18 protein-coding genes are annotated in these 17,353 nt (G+C 40.7%); 12 read left to right on the top strand and 6 right to left on the bottom strand.

Features of this window, described 5'->3' with window-relative positions; all coding sequences use genetic code 11:
- Nucleotides 1–26: 26 nt before the first annotated feature.
- Nucleotides 27–1,154, top strand: a complete 1,128-nt coding sequence (locus CHA01nite_RS12215) for a DegT/DnrJ/EryC1/StrS family aminotransferase (RefSeq protein ID WP_146941723.1) — start codon at nucleotides 27–29, stop codon at nucleotides 1,152–1,154.
- Between the two features lie 92 nt (nucleotides 1,155–1,246).
- Here CHA01nite_RS12215 and CHA01nite_RS12210 read toward each other — a convergent pair whose 3' ends face one another.
- The gene (locus CHA01nite_RS12210; RefSeq protein ID WP_146941722.1) at nucleotides 1,247–1,447 is read right to left on the bottom strand and encodes a hypothetical protein; all 201 of its coding nucleotides are present in this window, start codon (nucleotides 1,445–1,447) and stop codon (nucleotides 1,247–1,249) included.
- A gap of 208 nt (nucleotides 1,448–1,655) precedes the next feature.
- On the opposite strand from CHA01nite_RS12210, the gene CHA01nite_RS12205 reads away from it, so the two are divergent.
- The 4 genes from CHA01nite_RS12205 (at nucleotide 1,656) to CHA01nite_RS12190 (ending at nucleotide 4,501) form a co-directional block, all read left to right on the top strand.
- Nucleotides 1,656–2,099 carry a hypothetical protein gene (locus CHA01nite_RS12205; RefSeq protein WP_146941721.1) on the top strand — a complete coding sequence of 148 codons (444 nt, stop codon included), beginning with the start codon at nucleotides 1,656–1,658 and terminating at the stop codon, nucleotides 2,097–2,099.
- A 67-nt stretch (nucleotides 2,100–2,166) separates the two neighbouring features.
- A complete protein-coding gene (locus CHA01nite_RS12200) occupies nucleotides 2,167–2,754 on the top strand; it encodes a hypothetical protein (protein WP_146941720.1) in 588 nt (195 codons plus the stop codon).
- 236 nt (nucleotides 2,755–2,990) lie between these two features.
- The gene (gene galE, locus CHA01nite_RS12195) at nucleotides 2,991–4,013 is read left to right on the top strand and encodes a UDP-glucose 4-epimerase GalE (RefSeq protein ID WP_146941719.1); all 1,023 of its coding nucleotides are present in this window, start codon (nucleotides 2,991–2,993) and stop codon (nucleotides 4,011–4,013) included.
- A 26-nt stretch (nucleotides 4,014–4,039) separates the two neighbouring features.
- Nucleotides 4,040–4,501 carry an adenylyltransferase/cytidyltransferase family protein gene (locus CHA01nite_RS12190; RefSeq protein WP_146941718.1) on the top strand — a complete coding sequence of 154 codons (462 nt, stop codon included), beginning with the start codon at nucleotides 4,040–4,042 and terminating at the stop codon, nucleotides 4,499–4,501.
- A gap of 47 nt (nucleotides 4,502–4,548) precedes the next feature.
- Here CHA01nite_RS12190 and CHA01nite_RS12185 read toward each other — a convergent pair whose 3' ends face one another.
- The 5 genes from CHA01nite_RS12185 to pnuC form a co-directional block, all read right to left on the bottom strand.
- Nucleotides 4,549–7,053 (bottom strand): TonB-dependent receptor domain-containing protein, encoded by a 2,505-nt coding sequence (locus CHA01nite_RS12185; protein WP_146941717.1) that lies wholly within the window; start codon nucleotides 7,051–7,053, stop codon nucleotides 4,549–4,551.
- Nucleotides 7,054–7,219: 166 nt separating this feature from the next.
- Nucleotides 7,220–8,245, bottom strand: a complete 1,026-nt coding sequence (mltG, locus tag CHA01nite_RS12180; RefSeq protein ID WP_146941716.1) for an endolytic transglycosylase MltG — start codon at nucleotides 8,243–8,245, stop codon at nucleotides 7,220–7,222.
- A 26-nt stretch (nucleotides 8,246–8,271) separates the two neighbouring features.
- Nucleotides 8,272–9,039 carry a diaminopimelate epimerase gene (gene dapF / locus CHA01nite_RS12175; RefSeq protein ID WP_146941715.1) on the bottom strand — a complete coding sequence of 256 codons (768 nt, stop codon included), beginning with the start codon at nucleotides 9,037–9,039 and terminating at the stop codon, nucleotides 8,272–8,274.
- 192 nt (nucleotides 9,040–9,231) lie between these two features.
- The gene (locus CHA01nite_RS12170; protein ID WP_174771823.1) at nucleotides 9,232–9,831 is read right to left on the bottom strand and encodes a hypothetical protein; all 600 of its coding nucleotides are present in this window, start codon (nucleotides 9,829–9,831) and stop codon (nucleotides 9,232–9,234) included.
- 4 nt (nucleotides 9,832–9,835) lie between these two features.
- Complete coding sequence (gene pnuC, locus CHA01nite_RS12165) at nucleotides 9,836–10,504, bottom strand: nicotinamide riboside transporter PnuC (RefSeq protein WP_146941714.1); 669 nt, start codon at nucleotides 10,502–10,504, stop codon at nucleotides 9,836–9,838.
- Between the two features lie 166 nt (nucleotides 10,505–10,670).
- Here pnuC and CHA01nite_RS12160 point away from each other — a divergent pair, with 166 nt between their 5' ends.
- The 7 genes from CHA01nite_RS12160 to CHA01nite_RS12130 all read left to right on the top strand — a co-directional run.
- A complete protein-coding gene (locus CHA01nite_RS12160) occupies nucleotides 10,671–12,188 on the top strand; it encodes an APC family permease (protein WP_146941713.1) in 1,518 nt (505 codons plus the stop codon).
- 59 nt (nucleotides 12,189–12,247) lie between these two features.
- Nucleotides 12,248–13,264: a WD40/YVTN/BNR-like repeat-containing protein gene (locus tag CHA01nite_RS12155; RefSeq protein WP_146941712.1), complete on the top strand. Its 1,017-nt coding sequence runs from the start codon at nucleotides 12,248–12,250 to the stop codon at nucleotides 13,262–13,264.
- A 540-nt stretch (nucleotides 13,265–13,804) separates the two neighbouring features.
- The gene (locus CHA01nite_RS12150) at nucleotides 13,805–14,515 is read left to right on the top strand and encodes a hypothetical protein (protein WP_146941711.1); all 711 of its coding nucleotides are present in this window, start codon (nucleotides 13,805–13,807) and stop codon (nucleotides 14,513–14,515) included.
- Entirely contained in the window at nucleotides 14,515–15,123 is a 609-nt protein-coding gene (locus CHA01nite_RS12145; protein WP_146941710.1) for a hypothetical protein, read from the top strand. Before CHA01nite_RS12150 ends, CHA01nite_RS12145 begins: the two co-directional genes overlap by 1 nt.
- A gap of 17 nt (nucleotides 15,124–15,140) precedes the next feature.
- Nucleotides 15,141–15,542, top strand: coding sequence for a hypothetical protein (locus CHA01nite_RS12140; RefSeq protein WP_146941709.1), 402 nt, complete (start codon nucleotides 15,141–15,143; stop codon nucleotides 15,540–15,542).
- A 13-nt stretch (nucleotides 15,543–15,555) separates the two neighbouring features.
- Nucleotides 15,556–15,966: a T9SS type A sorting domain-containing protein gene (locus CHA01nite_RS12135; protein ID WP_146941708.1), complete on the top strand. Its 411-nt coding sequence runs from the start codon at nucleotides 15,556–15,558 to the stop codon at nucleotides 15,964–15,966.
- 22 nt (nucleotides 15,967–15,988) lie between these two features.
- The coding region (locus CHA01nite_RS12130) for a hypothetical protein (RefSeq protein ID WP_228458408.1) at nucleotides 15,989–17,353 on the top strand (1,365 nt) is incomplete at its 3' end.

Genomic DNA, 17,353 nt, shown 5'->3' with positions numbered 1-17,353 from the left:
CCTTATTTTTACAGAAATATTTATTTATGAAAAAGATCCAAATGGTTGACTTGCAAAGTCAGTATTACAAGATAAAGAATGATGTAGATAATGCAGTATTGAATGTAATGGATTCGGCGGCTTTCATCAACGGCCCTGAAGTAAAGTCATTCCAGAACGAATTGGAGTCTTATTTGGATGTAAAGCACGTGATTCCGTGCGGAAACGGGACCGATGCCCTTCAGATTGCCTTGATGGCGCTGGATTTAAAAGAAGGGGATGAGATCATTACCGCAGATTTTACCTTTGCCGCAACCGTAGAAGTTATTCATCTGCTTAAACTTAAATCGGTTCTGGTGGATGTGGATTATGATACTTTTACCATTTCTACGGAAGCCATCAAAAAAGCCATTACGCCAAAAACAAAAGCGATTATTCCGGTACATATTTTCGGGCAATGTGCGAATATGGAAGAAATCCTGAAAATTGCTGAAGAGCATAATCTTTATGTTATCGAAGACAATGCACAGGCCATCGGTTCGGAATTCACTTTTTGCGACGGAATGGTGAAAAAAGGCGGAACCATGTCGACGGTAGGAACCACTTCGTTCTTCCCTTCCAAAAATTTAGGCTGCTACGGCGACGGTGGAGCGATTTTCACAAACAATGACGAACTGGCCCACAGGTTAAGAGGGATCGTCAACCATGGGATGTATGAAAGATACTACCATGATGAAGTCGGGGTGAATTCCAGGCTGGACAGTGTTCAGGCAGCGATTTTAAGAAAGAAACTTCCGCACCTTGATAATTACAACGAATCAAGAGGAAAAGCAGCCGATTATTACGACGAAGCTTTTGCCGGAAACGAACATATTTTAACACCGAAAAGAGCGGATTACTCTACACACGTTTTTCATCAGTATACCCTGAGGATTCTCAACGGTAAACGAAATGAATTACAGAAGTTCCTGACCGAAAAAGATATTCCTGCGATGATTTATTATCCTGTAGCCCTGAGAAAGCAGAAGGCCTATTTCCAAGAGAGTAACGACGCCGATTTCGTCAATACGGATAAACTTCTGGATCAGGTGATTTCCCTTCCGATGCATACGGAACTGGACGAAGAGCAGCTGAAATATATCACGGATGCGGTGTTGGAGTTTATGAGTAAATAATAGATGAAGAGGAAAGTTTTTAGATATAAAGCCGTTTACTGGTTTACTATTATACTGAGTTTCGTTCTAATGCTTGCTTTTGGATTTGCGGTTTATAACAGATGGATAACAAATTCTTTTAATAACGTAGAAGAAATTTTATTTTCTATAACCACATTTTCCATAGCTGCTGTATCGACGCTTTCCTTTTTTTCATTAATATTGAAAAAGAAATATTCAATTGTTTTATTATCCTGTTTGTTGATTTTATTAATGATCACGATTTCATTAGGTATCCTCAGAACTATTTTCATCCTGAAAAGTTTTGGGGATGATAAGATCGATTATTTTCTTGCATCTGGCCTTTATTTAGTTTTATTCGTAATTTTATATATCGTCCGAAGGTTTAAAGCGGTACAATATGAAAATATAGATTATATTGGACAATAGAATGGATGCCAGTAGACTGCTTTGTTTAAATTGAAAATCTTTGACAAAATTTTAAAATAAAAAACACAAACAATGAAAAGTAAAATATTTAAACACAAGAGCATGACAAGAGCGGTTTATTTTTTCGGCTTTTTTATGCTTTTAATTTTAGGTTTTGCTACGGGGGATACATACACTCTTTTCAAAAGCGATTCGGAAGGCGTTACTGCTGGCGAGTATTTTACATCTGCTTTTTTAAGCTTTTTGTTTATGTTGTGTTTTATAAGCCTGGTATGCCTGCTGATAAAATCAAAGAAAACCATTCCGGTCTTAAATCTCTTTTACGGTTCTCTTTTCATCCTGCTTTTCGGAGTGGAAATCATCAATGTGTTTTCCGCCGAAAGAGTTGCTGTAAATGACCAGGGCATCATCATAGGAGTCTGCTGTATCCTTCTCGTTTTACTTTATTTGATTAATAAGTTTAGATACGGAGAAATAAAATATGAAAATATAGATTCAATTGGGCTTGAAGAATAAATGAGTACACTGTTTGTCAAGTCAAAAATCTCTTGCAAAGTCTAAGTAAAACACAAAAAACACAAACATGAAAATCAGAGAAAGCCATTTGGAAAGCGGCTGTTTTTACCCTATTTTCAACAGGGGAGTAAACTCAAAGATGGTCTTTTTAAGTGATGAAAACTGCAGCTTTTTTCTTCGGAAAGTAAAATTATACCTGATTCCTTATTTTGACATCTACGCGTATTGCCTGATGCCAAATCATTTTCATCTTCTTCTTAAAGTGAAATCCGGGATCGAGGAGGTGTCTTCTTTTAAAGACCGTGGCCTTCATTCGGAAGAATGCTTTTTCAGCAAACAGATCGGAAGGCTAATCAGCAGCTATACCCAGGCTTTTAATAAAGTCTATCGGCGAAGCGGGCCTGTTTTTGAATCACCATTCAAAAGAATCCGTATCGATTCTGAAGAATATCTGAGAAATTTAGTTATTTACATCCATCAAAATCCTGAAAATTTTCAGAATTATAAATTTTCATCTTATCTTGCGGTGCTTTCTGAAACCCGGACGCTCCTTCTGCGAAATGAGGTAATGGAATGGTTCGGGGATCGAGAAAATTTTATAGCGTGTCACCGAAAGGAGTTTAACGGACATTTTGTAAGAGATATTGAACTGTGATAAGGTGCAGGGAGTTTGGATTGATGATTTTTATTTTGGCTTGCCTGCATCATATTCAGTGGAATGAAGCGCCTGAATGGTTGGAATAGCGTGAAATTTTTTTGGATGTCGCAGAAAAACGGTAACAGAAACTTTGTCAAAGATATTGAACTTTGACAAAATGGGGTGACTTAAAATAATAAAACGAAACTTTGTCAAAGATTTTTAACTTTGACAAAGTCATAAAAACATAAAAAATGGCAATACTGGTAACGGGAGGTCTTGGATACATTGGTTCCCACACGGTGGTGGAACTTTTAAACAGCAATTACGAAGTGGTGATTGTGGACGATTTATCCAATTCCGAAAAATTTATTTTAAAAAATATTGAGGAGATTACAGGCAAAAAGCCCGTATTTTATCCTTTTGACCTGAAAAGGAGAGAACTTCTGACCCAGGTTTTTGATGCGCACACGATTGACGGGTGCATCAATTTTGCGGCTTCCAAAGCCGTAGGGGAAAGCCAGCTGAAACCGGTGGATTATTATGAAAACAACCTGTTTACCCTGATCAATATTCTTCAGGAATTTAAGGAGAGGGGGATTTCCAACTTTATTTTCAGTTCATCATGCACGGTGTACGGTCAGGCTGACCAGATGCCCATCGACGAAAACACACCGCTGAAAATGCCGGAAAGTGTGTACGGTAAAACAAAACAGATGGGAGAAGAGATCCTGATTGACTTTGCCAAGGCCTACCACAGGAAGATCGCATTACTGAGGTATTTCAATCCGATAGGGGCACACCCCTCAGCAAAAATCGGAGAATTACCGATTGGAATTCCAAATAATTTAGTACCTTACGTAATGCAAACGGCCGCAGGAGTACGGGAAAAGCTGAGCATCTGGGGAGATGATTACCCTACAGAGGACGGAACGGCAGTCCGTGACTATATTTATGTAGTCGACCTGGCGAAGGCCCACGTAGCGGCCTTAAGGAAATTAATGGAAGACGAATCCAACGTGGCTACAATTGACATCTTTAATCTCGGTACAGGAAAAGGATCTTCGGTCTTGGAAGTAGTAAAAGCTTTCGAAACGGCTAATGATGTAAAAGTGCCTTACCAGATCTGTGACAGGAGGGAAGGCGATATTACCATAGCGTATGCCAATGCAGATAAGGCGCAGAGAGAACTTCAGTGGAAATCTGAAACTTCTTTGGAGGAAGCATTAAGAACGGTATGGGAATGGCAGAAGTATTTAGGAAACAGAAACGCTTAAAAATTTTTGATATAAAAAATATTGATATGAAAACAGAAAGAATTGGGATTACCTTTTCGTCTTTTGATTTGCTTCACGCAGGGCACATCAAAATGTTGGAAGAAGCTAAAACAGTTTGTGATTACCTGATTGTCGGATTGCAGATTGATCCGTCACACGATCGTCCGACCAAGAATAAACCGACACAGACCATTGTTGAAAGGTACATTCAGCTGAAGGCCGTAGATGCAGTGGATGAAATTATCCCTTATTATACCGAAGAAGATCTTCTGGATATTCTGAAATCGTTCGTGATCGACGTGAGAATCATCGGGGATGATTATCTCGACAGGGACTTTACCGGAAAGAAATACTGTGAAGAAAAAGGAATTGAAATCTTTTATAACAAAAGAGACCACCGGTTTTCTTCCAGCGATCTGAGAAAAAGAATCTACGAAGCCGAACTGGCCAAGCTGGCTAAGTTGGAAGCTGCAGAACCTGAACAATAAAAAAATCCCGAAAGCAATTTCGGGATTTTTTGTGATTTATATTTCTTTTACATCGGACCCTGTTGGTCGTCTCCTGCTGCGTTGGAGTTGATGTCTTTCTTACGTTTCGGCTGCTCAATTTTTTCTCCCTGCTTAAACCGGTACGTAAAGGATAGTGCAAATTGTCTTGGCTGCCATTGCATATAGGATTCCCTTTCAAATTCAGCGGTTTTGGTAACACTTCTCATCGCCCTTGTATTAAAGATATCCTGAATATTGAAGCTGATGGTTCCGTTTCCGTTAAGAACGGTTTTTGAGGCTCCAAAACTAACTGCATACATATCCTTCCGGTCCTGGCTGAGTGTTTTCTGAGCCCCGCGGTAGAAGCCCTGTAACTGGAAACTGAATGTTTTATCTACTTTAAACGTAGTTGTCAACCTGGCTATTGAAGAAAATCCTGAACCTTCAAAAGGCATCGGCTTCGTCACTTCCGGGCCGGTATATGTTCCGGTGGTTTTATAGCCGAACAGGTTTACGTTTCCCAGTAACTTCAGCCATTTTGTAGCATCCCAGTTAAAATTAAGATCCATTCCGTAACGGTCATCATTTCCTAAATTAATGGGTTTGGTATGGAAAGCTCCGCCAGCATCACTGTAGACCAGCATTTTTACATCGTCAGCAGTATGCCTGAAATATAAGGTAGGATTTACGGTAAACTTATTTTTGGAGATACTGTATCCGAATTCGTAAGAATCCACATAAGAAGGATTCAGATCGATATTTCCGTCAAAAATATTCTGGTTATCCGTGTAGCTCGGGTTCGGGATCAGGAAGAAAGATCGCGGCCGGTCAATTCTTCTTGAGTAATTCATAAGGAACTGATTATCTTTTGCAATTTCATAACTTAAGAAAATACTTGGAAACAGATTGTTGTAACTTTTCTTTTTATCAATAAAATCAGCATTTGGAACCAGATTCTGATACTTGATGTCAACCTCTGAATATTCATTTCTTAAACCTAATTGATAGCCCAGTTTGCCGATTTTACTTTTAAACTGAACATATCCTGCATTAAAGGTCTCCTTGTACAAAGCATTATACGTAAAGGTTGGCAGGTAGAAATAGTCTGCAGAAAGTGAATACCTCTGAGAGACATCATTATCATAAATATTTTTATTGATATCCAGACGGTATCCGGCTTCAAGCTTTGAATTTTCGCCAATTGGAAGTTCATAATCAGCCTTACCGATTAATGTTTTGTTAAGTGTTGTCTGGTTGATCTGGTTTTGTAAAGTAAATGCATCATTTTCAGTTTGCTTAACATCCGTATCATTATACGAACGGTTTCGCTGTAAGCTTAAGGACAGGGATAAGTTGTGTCCTTTATCATTGAACTTATGATCCAGGCCGAAATCGCCTTGCAAGGCCAGGTTGTTGTTGGAACCTACATTATCCCTTCTTGCGGAAGACAGGCTTCCGTCGGTATAACGGTACCCGTACCATACGTTTCCGATATTGTCACTGTCAAAAGTCCTTACGGTTCCGGAAGCATTTATTGAGGTTTTTTCAGACAGGTCGTATACAAAACCGGTAGAAGCATTATAATTGTCGTTCTTATTTTTTGTTATGGATTCCTGGTCTGCATTGGTTGTATTATCAGCTCTCGGAATGAGGTAAATTGCATTATTCCTGTTCGTATTCTTGGATTCTCTGTAACCGCCGCCGCCATTCAGAAACCAGGTAAGATTACCTTTTCTCCAGCTTAAATTCGTATTGAGATTGGTTTGCGGTAAATAACCCAATGTTCCGGTAATACTTCCGTTAAAACCGGTTTTCTTGCTTTTCTTTAAAATAATATTTAAAATACCGGCCGTTCCGCTTGCTTCAAATTTGGAAGAAGGGTTGGTAATGACTTCAATTTTTTCAATCTGGTCTGCCGGAATGCTCTGTAAAGCATTGGCTCCGTCATCAATTCCCAGAAGCGCAGAAGGCTTTCCGTTAATCAGGAACTTTACATTGGAGCTTCCCCTCATGGAAACGGTTCCGTCTGTCTCTACGGAAACCGAAGGTACATTGGAGAGTACATCCTGAAGACTTCCTCCTTTGCTCACAATATCCTGGGAAGGATCATAGGTTCTTTTATCAAGCTCCACTTTATAGGGCTTGGTAGAAGGTGCCGTAATCACAACGCCCTGGATATCCCCTGTTTTCAGGTTGGTGGAACTTTTTTCAGGATCTATTGAAAAGGCGCCGATGTTTCCGGCTGCGGTAATCTGCTTATTAATGACATTTTTCTGGTAATCGATGGCCTCGATGGTGATGTCATAATTTCCGGGAGCAAGCTCAAGCTTATACTGTCCTTTCTCGTCAGTGAGCGTCGCATCACTGAATGATTTATTGGCTTTGTTACTGAATGTAACCGAAGCATAAGGAACGGGCTGGTTGCTCTTGCTGACCACCGATCCTGAAATACCGACCTTCTCCTGTGCAAAAGCGAATGCTGCTGCCGAAAGTACAAAAGTAAGCCCTAGGGTTTTCTTTGTAAAAATGTTAATGATTTCCGTCTGATTCATAAGGGTATTTTTTGTGTAAAATCGTGAAAGATTTCCCTTTCTATTGAGAAATTATCAATGCTGGTAATCTCACAATATCAAGTATAATTTATTATTTATAATGAATAGGTCGCTGAAAACAACGAAATGTTAATTGCTGAATTGTTAAAAAAAAGTTAATATGGTTTTATTTTATATTTTTTGAATTCAGCCAGTCCTGATACGCCTTTGCATTAATCGCATGCTGTTCGGCACTGGCCGTAAATTTGTGGTAACCGAATTTTGCCGGATCGGCACACATAAAAATATAATCATTCTTTTCAGCATTGAGTACCGCATCAACGGAATTTTTATCCACCACACAGATCGGTCCCGGAGGTATGCCTTTGTTGGCATAGGTATTATAAGGCGAGGGGGTAGACAAGTGTTTATAGAAAACCCTTTTAATCTGCTCTTTAAAATTCGTCTGCTTATTGATGGCATAAATAACAGTAGGGTCAGACTGCAGCTTCATCCCTTTGCGGTACCGGTTCAGGTATAATCCGGCAATCGTCCGCATCTCGTCTTTCTTTCCACCCGATTCTTTATAGACAATGGATGCCAGGGCATAGATCTGGTCTCTCGTCAGCCCGGATTGCTGCTCTTGTGCTGTCCGCTCGCTGTTCCAGAATTCCTGGTACTGAGTGTCGAATTTTTTAAAGAACTCCTGCGGCGTTACCGTCCAGAAAAAATTATAGGTATCGATAAAAAAATATTTTTTCAGGTCTTCTGCATTGCGGTAACCTTTTTCTGATGCAATTTCATTAAGACCGTTTACAAACTGAAGAGAATCCAGCTCCGTTTTTTTGGTTACCTTACCGACCATCTGGTAAACATCGCCGAAATCTCCGATCCTGAAACTATTGTCAGCCTGGTTGCCTGCTTTGATCATATTTACCAGACGCGTATTTCCCAGTCCTTTCTGGAAATGGTAGCGCCCGGGTTTGAAGTTATCTGCCAATCCTTTCTCCTGGGCCACCGCTGCAAATGATTCTTTATTGCCGATGTACTTCGACGCTGAATCCAGGATCTGTTTAAAGCTCGCATGATGAGGGATCAGCACATAGCCGTCCTTTTCAATGTTGTTACCGTAATATTTTTTGTAAAATCTAAATCCAAAAAATCCGCCTGCCGCCAAAACGAGCAGGATGATAATGAGAATAGCTTTTTTCATGTACTGTCGATTAATAAAAGTTTTGTTTAAATAAGGGCTGTTTTTCCTTTAAATACCTGTTTGGCAGGACCTTCAAGCCATATATTCCGGAAGGAGCTGCCGGTTTTTTCAGCATATACCTTCAAATTTCCCCCCAAAGTCTTAACTTTTACAGAAATTAGATCATTATTCTGCAGAAAAGTTAAAGCTGACGCCGTAACACCGGTGCCACAGCTGTACGTTTCATCCTCAACGCCCCTTTCATAGGTTCTCACAAAAATCTCGTCATCCGTTATTTTTTCTACAAAGTTGACATTGATGCCTTTTTCTTTATATTTTTCGGAGTTACGGATGCCGCTTCCGTTTGCAAAAACATCGTAGTTGACCAGATCTTCTACATATTTTATATAATGGGGCGAACCGGTATCAGCTACCTGATCCTTTCCGTCACTTGAAATCGTTTCCACATTCCCCATTTTCAGTTTGACGATCCCGTTATGGATTTCCGCTTCATGCTCGCCATCAATGGCCATAAACCGGCATTTTCCTTCAAACAAGTCGAGGAAGAAAGCAAATGCTACCGAACAGCGGGCGCCGTTTCCGCAGAAACTTTTCGATCCGTCGGAGTTGTAATAGTCTACTTCAAAATCATAGCCTTCAGCCATGTTGATCTTGATCAGTCCGTCGGCACCGATCCCGAAACGCCGGTGGCAGAGTTGCCGGATCTGTTCAACGGAAAGATGGTCCCACTCCCCGGAACGGTTGTCAATCATGACAAAGTCGTTTCCCGTACCCTGATATTTATAAAATTCCATAGTTTATTTCGTATTATACTGTAGTTGAGATTGCTGTTTCAAGAAATTAAAAATCAGTTCCCACCTTTGAATTCACGGGTTTAAGCTGACTTTTACGGTTTCTTGTCCTTTAAAAATTAACCGTGCAAAATTACTATAATAAAAGGAAAAACGAACAGTGTTAACTGTCCGTTTCATTATTTGTAGCTGTTTTTATCTGAATCCGCCGCTATTGCTGTTGCTGCTCCGCTGTGGTTGCGGTGAAGACTGCTGAGGCTGAGGCGAGCTGTTTCTGAAACCTCCGCTGTTCGAATTGTTGGAATTATTGTTATTATAATTATTTGTATTCGTACTGTTCCTGAAACCTCCGTTGCTGTTGTTCTGAGGTCTGGTTGTGGTCGTCTGCTGATTTCTGAAACCGTTGTTTTGTCTCTGGCCGCTGTTCTGTCTTACGCTGCTGTTATAGGTAGGGCCGTCGTTTACGTTACCTCTGAAACCGTTATTCGGTCTGGCGGATGTTGTTCCGTTGGATCCCGATCTTCTCTCTACATAGACCTTCCTTCTGGAATTGTTGTAATTCTGGTAGTAGTATGGCATGCCGTTATCGTAATAATAATTGTAATTGTTACGGTAGTAATATCCGTCATCCCCGTAATACCCGCCGTTTCCATAGTAGCCTTGCGGTGCATAATAGGCCCCGTTATCATAATAAGGATCGCCGTACGCACTGGTGTATGGATCCGAATAAATGGAGCAGGATGCTAAACTTGAAAGTGTAATGACACTGAATGCTATTTTTAATAAATTTTTCATGACTTTAAAAACTTTTTTTCTTATAACTTTTTTTCCAAACGGCGTATCCCTGGACCGCCATTATGGTAAATACCAAATATTGAACCGAAGTGATTCCTAGCTCCTTATAAATCATCATCGGGATACAGATCATATCGCCGACGATCCAGAAAATCCAGTTTTCAATACGCCTTTTGGCCATAAACCACATCCCGACCAGAAAGAGGGAAGTGGTGAAAACATCCAGCCAGTTGCCCCAATCCAGATGGTAAAGGCCTAGATTTGCGCCTTGCATTGAAAACTGATTGTCGATATAAGGTTTGTAATAATACACTCCTGTTACTAAGATTAAACTTAAGGCAAAAAGTAAAATCCCATACTGCCATTCTTTTTTTGAAGCCCAGCTTACTTCTACATGAATGTGGTCTTTGGAGTGCTGTCCCCAGAGGATCCAGCCGTAAATGCTCATCACGGTATAGTAGACATTGATCATGCAGTCTCCCAGCAGTCCGAAGTTGAAAAGAATATACACATAGATAAGCGTGGAAATAATTCCGGTGGGATAGACCCAGATGTTTTTTCTGATGGAGAAATAGACACTCAGAATACCGAAGACGGTAGCGGAAGACTCCAGCACGATCTGTGCGGTACTGTAGGTTTCGTAGGGTTTTACGAAGAGATCATATAGATTCATGCATTCAAAATTAGACAAAATATCGGATAATAAGAAATGGCGCAAACGGGATGGAAATCAGAAATTTAAATTACAAAAATTTAAAATTAACGTCGAAAGTTTACTAATAAACGTTAATGTTTATAAATTTTTTATATTTTCGTAAATCTTTAATAAATAATAAAATATGTCTAAAATTTGGACCAAGAAACCGATGAGTGCTTTCGAGAATGATATGAAAAGCAGTCAGCTCAAAAGAGTACTCGGTAAATGGAGTCTTACAGCTATCGGAATCGGGGCTATTATCGGAGGGGGAATTTTCGTGCTTACAGGTACCGGAGCGTATTACCATGCAGGACCTGCGTTGGCCCTTTCTTTCGTTATTGCAGGAATTGCCTGTGTATTTGCAGCATTATGTTATTCTGAATTTGCATCCATCCTTCCGGTAGAAGGTTCGGCTTATGCGTATGCCTACGGAACGGTAGGTGAGATCTTCGCCTGGATCATAGGCTGGGGGCTCATCCTCGAATATGCCATGGGATCCATGACGGTAGCCGTTTCCTGGTCGGGATATTTTAATAAATTGCTGAAAATGTTCGGCCTTCATCTTCCCGAGTACCTCACGTCGGATCCGGCCAGCTATACGGGAGAAGGATTTTCTATGAACTTACCGGCTTTCCTGATCGTCCTTTTTGTAATTTCTATTCTTATTAAAGGAACCAAAGAAGCGGCAAAAGCAAACAACATGATCGTAATCATGAAGGTTTCAGCCGTTCTTTTCGTGATTATTGCTGGGGTATTCTTCATCAATGCAGACAACTGGAATCCTTTTATTCCTGCTGCAAAAATGGTGCAGGAAGGGGAAAATATGAAGGAGGCTTACGGTATCCAGGGGATTATTTCCGGAGCGGCAGCAATTTTTTTCGCGTATGTAGGTTTCGATGCCGTTTCCACACAGGCGGGGGAAGCCATCAATCCTAAAAAAGATGTTCCGTTTGCGATCATCGTTTCACTTTTGGTATGTACCGGTTTATACATCTTAGTATCACTGGTTCTTACAGGAATGATGAACTATCAGGATTTTGATCCGCATGGAAAATATCCGGATGCCATTAAAGCACCGGTAGCGTATGCTTTTGAAATTGCAGGACAGGGCTGGGCCGGTTACATTATTACGATTGCAGCAACCGTAGGTCTGGTATCCGTATTAATGGTAATGATCATGGGGCAGTCCAGGATTTTCCTCGGAATGTCCAAAGACGGTCTTATCCCTAAAATGTTCAGCGATGTGCATCCTGTAAGAAAAACGCCGGCGAAAAGCTTGATGCTTTTGGGATTGGCTATTGCTACGGTAGCAGCCTTTACACCGATCAGCAAACTGGCCGACATGACAAGCTTCGGTACTTTATTCGCTTTCACCATGGTTTGCGTTGCAGTATGGATCTTAAGAAAGAAGGAACCGAATATGCCGAGAACATTTAAAGTTCCTGCATTGCCGGTGATTGCCACCTTAGGAATCTGCATCAATGTTTATCTGATCTGGAACCTGAGCCACGAGGCCAAATACCTTTCCATGGCATGGCTGGTTATCGGGGTGATTATTTATTTTACCTACAGTCTCAGAAACAGCAAGCTTCATAAAGTAGGCTATGGCGAAACCTTCAAAGCGGAGCAGGAGCCTCTTGAAAAGCATGATTTAGATTAAAAAATAAATTACTATAAATAAAATCCACAGAATTCTGTGGATTTTTTATTTTTGTGGATATGAAAAAAATCTTTCCCCTGATGTTTGCCTTCTTCGGAATGGCTGCATCCGCCCAGCAGGTTCAGAGCATGAAGACGATATTTAATGATAAGATCAGCATCCGGGCACTCGGACTGTATGATCACAAAGTATGGTACAGCGGGACGGATTCCAAATTCGGCTTTGTGGATTTACAAAATCCTGATTATAAAAATCAGATTAGATTATCGGATGAATCGCTTCAATTCAGAACATTAGCGCAGGATAAAGATTTTTTCTATGCTGCCAATATTGAAAGCCCGGCTATTTTTTTTAAAATTGATAAAAAGGATCTTACTCATCAAATTGTATTTACAGATGTGAGCAAAGCAGCATTTTATGACGCTTTTCATTTTGTTAATCCTCATTTGGCATTTGCTTTTAGCGATACTGATGATGCAAGATTGAAATTGACGATATATAAAAATGGAAAATGGAGCTTCTTTAAAAATAATATCAAACTTAATCAGGGAGAGGCCGCATTTGCAGCGAGTAATACGAATATTGCCTCGACAACAAAATTTATGTGGGTTGCAACCGGTGGAAAATCTTCGAGAATTTTAAGGTTGAATTTTAAGAATGATCAAATTAATGTTTTCAATACCCCCATAATCCAGGGAGAATCTTCCCAGGGAATCTATTCCATCGATTTCCTGAACAATACCTTCGGAATTGCTGCCGGCGGGGATTATACCAGACCGGAAGCCAATATAAACAACATCGCAACCACAAACGACGGCGGGAAAACCTGGCATGTTCAGGCTTCGGGAAAAAATGCGGGCTATACGACCTGCGTGAAAATAAAACCGGGTTCCAAAGGAAAAGAAATCATTTCAGTAGGGGATAGGCACATCAGCTATTCTTCGGATTTCGGGAAGACCTGGAAAAAGATTTCCGATGAAAAGAACCTCTACGTCTGCGAATGGGTGGATGAACATACCGTTGTTTTTGCCGGAAAGGATAAAATTTCAGTCATGAAACTAGGTAATCAGAAATAAAACGGAAAATCTCGCGGATATTGGAGGCCTTTTGAAGCCGTCTATTGCACAATCTCGTATTTCGGGTGACCCGAACATAAAGCATCCCATTGTTTATCAGCAATCAATTTGCAAATAGCAATCCTGCTTACCGTAATAAATCATCTTAAAATGCGGAGTCCGGTAACCGGGCTCCGCTGTTTGTTTTAACTGTTCATTATAAAAATTCCTGCATCCGGCATCCCCCTTCCAACCTTTTAATCCGGATTCGATTTCGAATTCACATTAATAAATGGGCACCGTGCAGCTGGAGCATTAATGGATAATTATCTCTTTTTTTGTAACATTCTGTTAATATAAAATTAATCTATAATTCCTCCGGAATTGTGTAGTTATTTTTAATTTTGCTTAAAACAAACACAATGATGAAAATGAAACACAACATCCTTTTCTCCCTGATACATTTCTGATTTCATTTTTAAAATGATATTTATTACGGTAGATTTTATGATTTGCCGCTCTGTTCCGTGCCTTTATATTCATAATTTTAAATACATATTTATGCGGTATCTTACGATCGTTACCTTTTTGTGTTCCGGCTGTTTCTTTGGCCAGGACACCCTCGAAAAACGGGATCCTTATTTTCCGATGGATGACAGACTGCTTGAGAAAAAAACAGAAGCTGAACCCGTTCAGGACAGTCTGCTGTTGCATAACTTCAGCAACATTCCTTTTTATAAAGCCAGTTATACGGAAAAAGATTTGCCCTATGCCGGTAAGGAACATTTCTATATTTCGGCAGACCATCTGCCGGAAATCTATGCTTCCCTGATCAGTCTGCATCCGGCTTATATTCCGGATATTTATTCCAATACCCAGAAAGTCGTCTACAACCGGAAAAATGATCTCCTGGAACTTACTATGAAAAACCGTCATGGCCTGGTTGCAGGCGACTTTGTAATGATTGAAAATAAAGACGGGATCAAATTTGAATCCAGGGTTGAGGAAATACCCAATGAATTTACCTTCGCGGTGAAGAACAATCTTCCCAAAGCATATTCCTATTTTGTACGCGGCAAAAAAATAAACGATCTGAAGCAGATAGACCGTGATGAGCTGTTACTGGTCGAAGTTAGGGTCAACCAGCTTCTCTACAGGAAAGTATGCGCTTTGGAAAGCGAAACGGATTTTATGAAAAATAAAACGGTACTTCTGGAAAAGCAGATTCAGGAACTGAAGCATGCCGTTCATCAATTAAAAAACAAAAGATAATGCGTTACTTTTTATTTACGGCCTTTTCAGTTTTGATGGTCTCATCGGTTATGGGGCAAAGTACGAAAAATGAAATCGGCTTCACAGCCTTCTATGACCGTGTCAATCACAGCTACATTAAGTTCAAAGGTCTTACCAAAGAACACCTGCTTTATAAAAATGCCTTTTCTTTTCAGGCAGTTTATGGCTGTCATATCAGCAATACAGTGTCCCTGCTATCCGGTGCAGGATACAGCAGACGTGGATTTCGGAACGAGAATACTGACTATTCAGCGGATTATATTCAGTTTAGTGAATACGTTGGGATTGAAATAATCGATAATAAAATGCTCATGGTTTCCCCTTATACGGGTATTTACCTGGGACTTCCGGTGCATACCGGCATAACGATTAAAAACAATGATCTTCCGGATGAAGCAGGCCGTGGAAAAGCGGATCTTGGCCTGGAAGGCGGGATCAGAATGGGAATCAAATTAGATGACCGGTATGATATTCATATCATCCCAAGATTCCAGTTCGGACTGTCTGAAGTATACCGGAAGTATGATTTCGAATCCCGTAGAAACCTTGCTTTTTCTATGGGTGTAGGAATTACAAGAAAATTTTAACCCTTTAAACCTGAATAATGAAACCATTAAAAATAGATAGAATCATTTTTTTACTGATGATCTTTATGACCATAGCAGCATGCAACCGCGATGAAGATTCCGTTCTGCTGAAATTTCTCGGAACCTATCAGGTCAATGACTCCTGCGGATATACCAATACGGCATACAGTATGGAAATCAGCGTAAAAAATGAAAATACCAAAGAAATCTACCTTAAAAATTTCGGCGGTTACGGAAGTACGGTGAGTGCAAGGGTGAGTGATGACAATCCTGATCACATTATTATCAATACCAATGCGGATAATCTGCACATCACGGGCGAAGGGGTGATCAATAATGAAAGGACCCGGATCGTGTTTACTTATGAGACCAGTAATAACGGAGTTTCTGTAAGCTGTAGCAGTGAAGCCAATAAATAAATGAATTTTGTTTATGAAAATAAAAAAATCTTTACGGCCCATTTTAACAGGCGCTATCGGATTGCATTTCTGTTCGATATCTGTATCCGGGCAGCAGACCTACCGGGTTGAAGAGATACAGAATATAGCTGAAAATTTTGAAATCAATACCTACGCGCTTTATCCGGTGGTATCGCAGGCAGCTGGCTTATCCGCTACGGTGTACCCAAATCCCGTGGATCACCTCCTGAATGTAAAAATGAACGGCAATACAGGGAAAAACCTTAATTACCGGTTGGTAGATGCCAGCGGAAAATCCGTGGCAGTACGGAACGGCCTGCCCGCCCATTTTATCATCAACATGATGGGAATGCCAACCGGCATTTATATCCTGATCCTGGAAGACGATGGCTTACGTAAATCATATAAGATTATTAAAAAATAAAAACAACCTAAAAACACTTTAAATGAATAAATTATATACTTCGGCTTTTTCCCTTGCGTTTGCCTTTATGATACAGGCTGTGAAAGCGCAGGAAAAGCCCTTCGGAAGCATGGTTTTCCGTTCGCAGATCTTTGATGCCGGCCATCAGGCGGTTAAAAGCAAGGCACTGACGATTGAGGCCGAATTGTTTACCAAAGATAAAATCTGGTATTCTGAAAATCAGCAGATCAATACCAATGACGAAGGCTTTGTATTCTTACAGGTGGGTAAAGGAAGCGCTACTTACGGAAACTTTAGCCAGGTTCCTTTCAGTACCGAGGAAATCAGCCTCCGTATCCGATACAAAATTTCAAATCCCAATGATCCGGCAGGAGGGTCTTTTACAGAACTCCAGGCTACACAGCTGTATGCAGTCCCTTATGCTTTCCATGCTTTGACGGCAGGCTCTCTGAGCGGTATCTCCGCAGGGACTGTTCCCGGGACACAGGGCAGTACCGTCCCCGGAACGGATCCCGATACCGGACTGGCATCTAAAGGAAATACCTGGTCGCTGTACGGCAACCGTTATGTGTCCATGAGAAACGGTTTTTTAGGCACGGCAGATGAAGCTCCCCTGAATTTCAAAACCAATAATAAGCTGCGGATGAGCATTACGGCAGACGGGAAAATCAATTTCCTGGGCGATGTCGTGTTGGGAAATACGAATACATTAACGGTCAGCAATCTTGTGGCCAACAGCATTACGTCTCTTAATTCCCATACCGATCATCTGAATGCCGGGACTGCTGAAATAACTTCTGATCTGCAGTCATTAAGCCCGGATACCGGAGCCCTTACGGTCAAAGGCGGAGCCGGAATCCGGAAAAACCTGAATGTGGGTGAAAACCTTTCCGTTAAAAACAATACCGATCTCTCGGGAAACCTTCACGTAGCAGGAATTTCTGATTTTTCGGAAAAAGTGAATTTCAGTAAGCCGGTAAGCAGCAGTGACCTTACAGAATCCAATGCACTGAATGAAGGATCTGCCGTTTTTTCAGGAGGAATATCCGTGGCAAAAAATATCAACACCGGAGGAAATCTTACAGCCGCTAAGAATCTTGTCGGTCATCAGGATTTGCTGATCGATAAAAATGCGAGAATAAAAGGAACTGACAATGCCACCAACAAAGATCATGGGGCTATGATAATAGAGTCGGGAGGATTAGGCGTGGAACAGGATATCGTAAGTGGGGGCAGTATCAGAACCAATTCCAACGCTATCGTGGATAAGGATCTTGAAGTTGCTCACCTTTCCAGCCTGAATACGGTGAATATTAGCGGAACAACTTCTGCTGAAGGCCCGGTATCGATTAATAATAACACATTTTCTTCGACCCCGGTTCAGGGA

This window comes from Chryseobacterium hagamense (genome assembly GCF_007991455.1).
Taxonomy (GTDB): Bacteria; Bacteroidota; Bacteroidia; order Flavobacteriales; family Weeksellaceae; genus Chryseobacterium; species Chryseobacterium hagamense.
The sequence above is the reverse complement of the archived record's forward strand: the minus strand, read 5'-3'. Positions and strand labels throughout refer to the sequence as shown.